Origin of the sequence: Streptomyces antioxidans, assembly GCF_000968685.2 — a bacterium.
Taxonomy (GTDB): Bacteria; Actinomycetota; Actinomycetes; order Streptomycetales; family Streptomycetaceae; genus Streptomyces; species Streptomyces antioxidans.
This window is the reverse complement of the sequence record NZ_LAKD02000201.1, coordinates 1-1,001: the sequence shown is the minus strand read 5'-3', so window position 1 is coordinate 1,001 and position 1,001 is coordinate 1. Positions and strand designations below refer to the sequence as shown.

The window sequence follows — 1,001 nt, the reverse complement described above, 5'->3', positions numbered from 1 at the left end:
TGCGCCTCCACCGCATCGACATCCAAGGGCGACAGACCAGCACTCGCCAGGGCCTGCCGAATCACCCGCTGCTGCGAGGGACCATTGGGCGCCGTCAACCCATTCGACGCACCATCCTGGTTCACCGCCGAGCCACGAATCACCGCCAGCACGTCATGACCATTGCGCCGAGCGTCCGACAGCCGCTCCAGCAACAGAACACCCACACCCTCACCCCAGCCCGTGCCATCAGCCGCAGCCGCGAACGGCTTGCACCGGCCATCGGGAGCCAGACCACGCTGCCGGGAAAAACCGGTGAACACACCCGGGGTAGCCATCACCGTCACCCCACCGGCCAACGCCAGCGTGCACTCCCCCTGCCGCAACGCCTGCGCCGCCAAATGCACCGCCACCAACGACGACGAACACGCCGTATCCACCGTCACAGCGGGGCCTTCGAACCCCAGCGTGTACGCCACCCGACCAGAAACCACACTGCCCGAGCTGGCCAACATGGCGTACCCCTCCAACCGTGCGTCACCACCACTGAGCCCAGCCCCGTAATCGTGGTACATCACACCCGCGTAAACCCCCGTCGGACTCCCCTTCAACGACACCGGATCAATCCCCGCCCGCTCCACCACCTCCCACGACGCCTCCAACAACAACCGCTGCTGCGGATCCGTCGCCAACGCCTCCCGCGGATTGATCCCAAAGAACGCCGCATCGAACGCATCCGCGTCATGGAGGAAGCCGCCTTTGCGCGCGTACGAGGTGCCAGGGTGATCGGGGTCAGGGTGAAAGAGCCCGTCCAGATCCCAGCCCCGGCCGGTCGGAAACTCCCCAATGGCATCACGGCCCGAGGCAACCAGATCCCAAAGCTCCTCCGGTGAGCCGACCCCGCCCGGGAAGCGGCAGGTCATGCCGATGATCGCGATCGGCTCATCCGCATCAGCCCGCACCGCGAGAGGAACACCAGAGCCCGCAACCTCGCCCGTCAACCGCGCACACAAATACTCCGC

1 protein-coding gene is annotated in these 1,001 nt (G+C 66.4%); it reads right to left on the bottom strand.

Annotated features, from left to right (window positions below):
* A partial coding sequence (locus VT50_RS37645) for a beta-ketoacyl synthase N-terminal-like domain-containing protein (protein WP_240529496.1) occupies positions 1-1,001 on the bottom strand: 1,001 nt, incomplete at both ends.